This is a genomic window from Desulfobacter sp., assembly GCF_050177295.1.
On the sequence record NZ_JBFXHE010000262.1, the window covers coordinates 1 to 6,425 of the forward strand.

The following is a 6,425-nucleotide window of genomic DNA, read 5'->3' on the forward strand; positions in this document are numbered from 1 at the left end:
AAGAAGGAATAACTACCCCCGCTCCCGAGTCCTTTACAGGAAGAGACGAAAACTGAGCCGGTACGTCCCTCTCCAGGGAGAGGAGCTTGCCATCCTCAACGATGGCGATAGCATCTTTTCTTACCCTGAATTCGCCCGGTGTGGGCGTGTCGATAAAATGGCCTTTGTATAATGCTGTCAAATTCACCGCTCCCTCATATGACGGATTTTATTTTTCCTGTATTTAACGGCGCTTATCTCTGCAGCAACGGATAGAGCAATCTCTGGGGGAGAAGAACCTCCGATGTCCAACCCCACCGGGCTGTCTGTAAAGATGGAAAAAATCCCCATCCTTTCCATACTCTTTTTGGCTACCGGTTTAAGCCGGGACACCCCGCAGAATAAGGATCTTGTGGGATGCCCTGTTTTTATAGGCTTACGTGCTGGAAGACTCGGATCAACCGCTTCAAACTGTCCCGCCTTAAGTCGGTAGCCCTCTTTTTCAATGCGGGCGATAAAATCAGGTTTTTTAGCAGATTTTTACAATACCGCCCCAGAGACACGTCCAATCTACTCAGGTGAAAGTAAAAGGAAATAACACCGTTGCCATGGTCTATATACATGGAGTTGCCCGCATAATAGTCGGATTCAGCCGAAATGACCCTACCATTTGACACCGCTTCCACAGCAGTTCCCGTAGGTTGTGTCGAAGGAATCTATTTAAGGATCTTCAAAAAATTGCTAAATCCTTCCAGATTACGTTCATATCGAGAAATTGCGTTGGGTGAATCCGAAAATTTTCTTTTGAATTCAATAGTCCAAGGCGGAAACGAAAAAAGATCAAGTATCTCAGAAGCCGTTCCCTCCTCGGGATAATCATTAGACATAACTAACATTCCTGCGGCTTGCAAATCACTATATACACCCGAAAGGGTACGAGGCGATTTCCCCTCAGATTGAAGATAAACTATATAGCGAGCCATGGCATCCACAACAATATTTATAATATTCTTAGGAACATCGTAATCCTCATACCAGTCGTTCACCCAATCGCTTAATCCGGCGCGAACCATAGGAGGCTCCAAAGCTTCCTGACGAATATCGACAATATAGCTCTCAAGATCATCAACGGCTTCATCAAGAGAACTGTCTATCAATAGTAAAACTTCATCAGCAGCATTATTCAACCTACGGAATTCACGGCATCCAGTTCCCTTTTGCCCGAATCCACCCTTTGTTTTAATTCTCGGTGAAGGTGTAAAAAGAGGCTCTAAGCGTCCTGATCTATCTTGCATATCAAGAGGATGTGCTCACAAAAGTAACAGGAGTCCGAAACTTCTGATCAATTTCCGGACTGACCTGTCTTCCTGAAAAGACCAAGGTAGTGCAATTACGTCTCCAGATCGGTTGTTAATGGCTTCCATGAAAAGTTCCTTTTGTAAAGACAACGGCTTTTCATTGATCTCGGGAGTCGAAAAGTCAATAAATCGTAACCCAAGATTCTGACATGCTTTCGCGCCTAAAGTAGTCTTGCCTGAGCCAGGAGGACCATACAGAAAAATCATTGGAATTTCATCTTCAATTTTGTTTTTCATAGTCTTTTTATATCATCTATTTATTTTCTATTGCCTGTTTAATTTTTAAGATTGCTTCATCAAAACAACCGGCCTCTTCTACTTCAGGCAGAGCAAAAAGCGATACTTCAAATCCTTTTCTACTCTCTATTTCAGCTATTAACTCTTCACTATAGACACCTGATGTATTTCCAAACTTTTGCAGCGGAGACGCATGCCATACCATTCCGCCCCACACTTGCATCTCATCAGCTTCAACCGCAGCACTATTTAATCCACAAGTAGGGCTTCCATCCCGCAGCACAATACCAACGACTTCATGGTCGTTATCACGGTAAGTTTGTATCTGGTCACACATATCTGCTGCAATTTTTCGACAATGTCTTTTAAACATTGGACTTCCATATTGTTTTTTAACTTGCCCCCATCGCATAGAACCGATATGCGTCACTTCCGGACAGGGCATTTGATACATTGCAATATCGTTAACGAGTAGTAAATCAACCAACTCTCTGATAACGGCCGGCTGACCTGCTAAGCCTCGTACACAAGCATTTTGATTGAGCAGACAATGGGAAAGAAAGATTAAACGCCCACTTCTCTTATCTTGAACATTTTCTTTGATTTTACCAATTTTCTCCGCCATAACGCCTCCTTTATCATTTTATTGTTGATTGTATCATAGCTATTTTTTGCTTTTTATAAAAATAAAGTTTGTTATAATTTTAACCGACATTGGGCAGATAATCCATAACACCCTGATTTTATTAGGGGTGAAAATTTGTCAAACAAACCCAGACTCAATAAATTCAAAAGGTTACATATGGGTTTGCCCAATGTCGATTTTAATACTGCTTTAATCTTAATAAGGATCTTATATGGATATCACTTCATTTGAACCCTATTTTGATAGATTAAATATGAAGCCGCAAGAGTTATTATTAACAATCAAGATATCGACACCCCAATTATTTATGCCAAGAAAAATCAAACGACCTATCACTACAGCGACACTTTCAAAATTGCCCCTGTTGATGGAACATTTTATATTATAGCTCTAAATCAGCTAAAATGTGTTGATTTTCCATCCTTTTTGTGTAAAAAAAGACGCGTGTCGCTGTAGTGCTATGAGAGATGAAGAAAAAAGACCATTATTTAAAAATTGTTGAATGGTCAGAAGAGGATAGAAGATCAATGTTATGTCGGTTCCATTCCCGGCTGAATTGGCAAATGCTGTCACAATGCCGTTGACTTAAGAAACCCTGTGTACAATTTAAGCGTCAATGCCGTTCCTTAACAAAATTTTATCCTCTATTGCTGCTAATATTTTCAGAAATGACGGTGATATTCTGTCTGGTAAACTCATCATTTGCGCTTAAGTCAACGGCATTGAATGCTGTCATGGTGACAATGAACAAGAGGTTTATCGTCAATTGTGCCAAATATTGGAAATATTGCGGATAACAATCCCATAAACAAACCATTTTCAGGATAGAGAGGTGGTACCTGATGCTTAAGTCCATTCTAAGTACCGTACGGCGAGAAGACTTAGTCGATGTAGCCATGGGGAACCAGCCCGCCGATCGCGTGATTTGCGGTGGCCAGTTAATCAATGTCTTCAGTGGTGAAATTTATCCCGCCGACGTGGCCATCAAAGGAGAACGTATTGCCCTGGTCGGTGACGCTCACCATGTCATTGGTCGCCAAACCGACATTGTGGATGCCCGGGGGATGTTCCTTTCGCCCGGTTTAATTGATGCCCATGTTCATATTGAAGCCAGCATGGTAACCCCAGGCCAGTTTGCACGGGCGGTGCTGCCCCGGGGGACGACCGCCGTCAACTGGGAAACGCTCTGGACCGCCAATGTCCTTGGTGTTGATGGCATCCAGCATCTACTGGCAGAATCCAGCCGTACTCCGCTGAAGTTTTTCGCCACCGCTGCACAAGGAGTCCCCTGTGCGTCACCGTCCCTTGTGACCCCGGCTCACGAGTTTACCCTGACAGATCTTGAAAATCTGATGGCAAAACCCCAAATTGTCGGACTGGGGGAAGTTGTCCTCTTCAATGAACTGCTTCAAAATGACCCCGTCATTCACCAGGAGATTCAGCTGGCCTGTAACCATGGTAAAACTGTTGATGGAAGCGGACCTGGATTTATCGGCAACACCCTCAATGCTTATGCAGCAGCGGGAATTCAATCGGACCACGAGGCCATTTCTCTGGCAGAAGGCATTGAGCGGATACGCTTGGGCCTCCGTCTGGTGATTCGAGAAGGGTCCAGTATGCGCAACCTGGCCGAGTTGATAAAAATTATCACACAGCAGCAATTAAGTTCGCGCCGCTGTTGTTTCTGCGTGGACGACAAAGATATTCGCGAAATTGCTGCTGAAGGGCTGGTCGATGATCTGGTAAGGAAGGCTATTAAAGCTGGGATTGATCCCGTGACGGTGTTGCAAATGGCCTCTCTTAACGCGGCTGAGTATTTTGGTCTGGATCGAGATATTGGTGGTATTGCCCCTGGTAAAATAGCTGATATTCTGCTGGTTGGGGATTTGAATAACTTTGTTGTGAATCAAGTCATTGTCAATGGACAACTGGTGGCCGCAGACGGGCGGTTACTGGTCGACCTCCCGCCTACCAGTTACCCCTCCCGGATGATGAATACGGTGCGGATTTCCAAACAACTGCGCGCCGAAGACTTCACTCTTATGACTGAACAGGTCGGCAGTATAAAGGCCCACGTTCTTAAAGTATTCCCCGAACAGATTATCAGTCTTGACGAACCCGAGTGCCTGGCAGTTGACCACGGTGAAATTTTACCCGATGTTGGCAGGGATATTCTCAAACTGGCAGTGATTGAACGCCACGGTAAAACTGAACCAACGAACATCGGTCGAGGTTTAGTCAGGGGATTTGGGCTTACCCAAGGGGCCATTACCAGCAGTATTTCCCCCGATATTCACCAAATTGTGGTTGTGGGAGTTAACAACAGAGATATGACCACCGCAGTCAATCGTTTGATCGCCTTACAGGGCGGCATTGTGGTGTGTAATCAGGGCAAAATTCTGGCCGAACTACCATTGCCTGTAGGTGGATTGATGTCTGAGCAGCCTTATGAACAAGTCATTGAGAAATTGCACAAGCTCAGCCAGGCCGCCAAAGCACTGGGATGTGACCTCCCCTCTCCCTTTATGACCCTGGCCTTTGCCGCATGTCCGACCTTGACCGAATTCAAACTCTCCGATAAGGGGCTCATTGATGTCAACGCCGGTCGCCTGATACCCTTGCCAGTGGACGGAACCTCCCCTGGCATAGCTCAAAAAAAAGGATGAGTTTCAGGGATAATCAGGTTCTTATTTGCTGCGCTCAAATGATGACTCTCTTTGGTCGGTTCGGGATGACCAGAAATTGCTCAATCATTGGGAGGCTGTTGTTCTTGCAACCGAAAAGGTGCTCCCATTGCTCCAACTGCCGACAAGCAGACTCTAATACCCAGCCATCCAGTTGATCAATCAAGCCGCATTCCTCGGCCACCGAAATAAATTCCGGTGGTGAAATCATACCTCGTTGAGGATGATTCCAACAGATCAATGCGTCACAGCCCGCTATCTTACCGCTTGAAACCAAGACCTGGGGCTGAAAATAGAGCTCAAACTCATTTTCGCTAATGGCTGCACCCAATTCCTGCTTGACCCTGGCCATCCGTTCTATTATTAAAGGCGAACAAGGTGCTGAACCGGTCACTGCACAACGATGAAGCAAACTATGCTTTGCTTGACCGGCGCACAGCGCCGGTCAGCACCGCGTTATATCTTGTTGCATAAAGATCACATTAGGAGAATATAAATTGAGTAATGTAATATACATTGCGGCTGCAGTTGCTATAGGAACATCAATCTCTGTTCAGCCACCAATTAATGCCACTATGGCTCGAGGTCTTGGCAGCCCTTTGTTGGCAGCATCAATTTCAATTTTTGTTAGTTTGGTGTTCGTGATTATTTTGTGGATAGGCTGGGGAAAAGGAACAGGAGATATATTACAGATTAGAATGTTGCCGTGGTGGGTAATCTTTGGGGGTATCGTTGGGGTGGTAGTTGTCGCTGGTAGCCTGGTTGTTGCACCCGTGCTTGGCATGGCCCTATTTTTTGTTTGTGTAGTTGCAGGGCAGCTCATCGGATCAACTTTAATTGATCAGTTTGGGGCATTTGGGATAGCAGTAAAACCTATAAATATGATGAAGCTCGTCGGTATAAGCCTTGTACTGATAGGAGTCACCCTGGTGCAAAACAGCCATTCATAAAAGTATACATACAATCAACAATGGTTCGGACAAATTTAGGCGCTAATAACGCCGTAGTTTATAACAATACCTTCACCAATTTACCATATCTTCCTCTTGAGTGATTATAATCATGCAAACGAATCCCTCAGGAGGAAGACATGGACATCATCATGAGCCTACTTTTTTGTTTAAGCCCTTGTCTCAACTACACTACGCTGCGCCGTCTGGCGGTTATTGTTACAGCAATTCTGAGCATGCCGGACAGAGTAACTATGCTTGGCATGTCCCGCTGGACAGATAAAGGGGGCAGTTACCGAACCGTCCAACGATTTTTCAAAACCAATATTGACTGGGCGAAACTCCAGTGGTTTTTCATCCGCGCTCATTTAAAAGATGCCCCCGGCATCATACTCTTGACCGGTGACGAGGTGATTACGCCAAAATCCGGCAAACAGACTTACGGTCTCGGACGATTTTTTTCTTCCATCTACAACAAGCCGATACCGGGCCTATGTCATCTGCAGCTATCACTTACGTCTGTTGATGAACAAAAGTCTTATCCACTGATAACTCAGCCGATGAAGCAACC

Annotated in this window: 9 protein-coding genes; 3 read left to right on the plus strand and 6 right to left on the minus strand. The window is 45.0% G+C overall.

Going from position 1 to position 6,425, the window contains the following annotated elements:
• The 5 genes from AB7U36_RS16175 to AB7U36_RS16195 all read right to left on the minus strand — a co-directional run.
• The coding region (locus AB7U36_RS16175; RefSeq protein WP_428160738.1) for a hypothetical protein at positions 1-181 on the minus strand (181 nt) is incomplete at its 3' end.
• A gap of 226 nt (positions 182-407) precedes the next feature.
• Positions 408-695 (minus strand): M23 family metallopeptidase, encoded by a 288-nt coding sequence (locus AB7U36_RS16180; RefSeq protein ID WP_428160746.1) that lies wholly within the window; start codon positions 693-695, stop codon positions 408-410.
• The gene (locus AB7U36_RS16185; protein WP_428160739.1) at positions 696-1,274 is read right to left on the minus strand and encodes a hypothetical protein; all 579 of its coding nucleotides are present in this window, start codon (positions 1,272-1,274) and stop codon (positions 696-698) included. It abuts the gene before it with no gap.
• Positions 1,275-1,289: 15 nt separating this feature from the next.
• A complete protein-coding gene (locus AB7U36_RS16190; RefSeq protein WP_428160740.1) occupies positions 1,290-1,574 on the minus strand; it encodes an AAA family ATPase in 285 nt (94 codons plus the stop codon).
• 16 nt (positions 1,575-1,590) lie between these two features.
• Positions 1,591-2,199 (minus strand): CD3072 family TudS-related putative desulfidase, encoded by a 609-nt coding sequence (locus tag AB7U36_RS16195; protein ID WP_428160741.1) that lies wholly within the window; start codon positions 2,197-2,199, stop codon positions 1,591-1,593.
• Between the two features lie 863 nt (positions 2,200-3,062).
• Between AB7U36_RS16195 and ade the strand changes: the two genes are divergently transcribed.
• The gene (gene ade / locus AB7U36_RS16200) at positions 3,063-4,886 is read left to right on the plus strand and encodes an adenine deaminase (RefSeq protein ID WP_428160742.1); all 1,824 of its coding nucleotides are present in this window, start codon (positions 3,063-3,065) and stop codon (positions 4,884-4,886) included.
• 34 nt (positions 4,887-4,920) lie between these two features.
• Here the strand turns inward: ade and AB7U36_RS16205 are convergent, their stop codons facing one another.
• Positions 4,921-5,256 carry an EAL domain-containing protein gene (locus AB7U36_RS16205; protein ID WP_428160743.1) on the minus strand — a complete coding sequence of 112 codons (336 nt, stop codon included), beginning with the start codon at positions 5,254-5,256 and terminating at the stop codon, positions 4,921-4,923.
• 145 nt (positions 5,257-5,401) lie between these two features.
• Between AB7U36_RS16205 and AB7U36_RS16210 the strand changes: the two genes are divergently transcribed.
• Both AB7U36_RS16210 and AB7U36_RS16215 read left to right on the plus strand, forming a co-directional pair.
• Complete coding sequence (locus tag AB7U36_RS16210) at positions 5,402-5,854, plus strand: DMT family transporter (protein ID WP_428160744.1); 453 nt, start codon at positions 5,402-5,404, stop codon at positions 5,852-5,854.
• A gap of 140 nt (positions 5,855-5,994) precedes the next feature.
• Positions 5,995-6,425 (plus strand): transposase (locus tag AB7U36_RS16215; RefSeq protein WP_428160745.1); only part of this gene is annotated, 431 nt, incomplete at its 3' end.

Excerpts from the sequence above, each read along its gene's own strand:
- ade (WP_428160742.1), top strand. The coding sequence starts at position 3,063 with ATGCTTAAGTCCATTCTAAGTACCGTACGGCGAGAAGACTTAGTCGAT.
- AB7U36_RS16185 (WP_428160739.1), bottom strand. The coding sequence starts at position 1,274 with ATGCAAGATAGATCAGGACGCTTAGAGCCTCTTTTTACACCTTCACCG.
- AB7U36_RS16205 (WP_428160743.1), bottom strand. The coding sequence starts at position 5,256 with ATGGCCAGGGTCAAGCAGGAATTGGGTGCAGCCATTAGCGAAAATGAG.
- AB7U36_RS16190 (WP_428160740.1), bottom strand. The coding sequence starts at position 1,574 with ATGAAAAACAAAATTGAAGATGAAATTCCAATGATTTTTCTGTATGGT.
- AB7U36_RS16195 (WP_428160741.1), bottom strand. The coding sequence starts at position 2,199 with ATGGCGGAGAAAATTGGTAAAATCAAAGAAAATGTTCAAGATAAGAGA.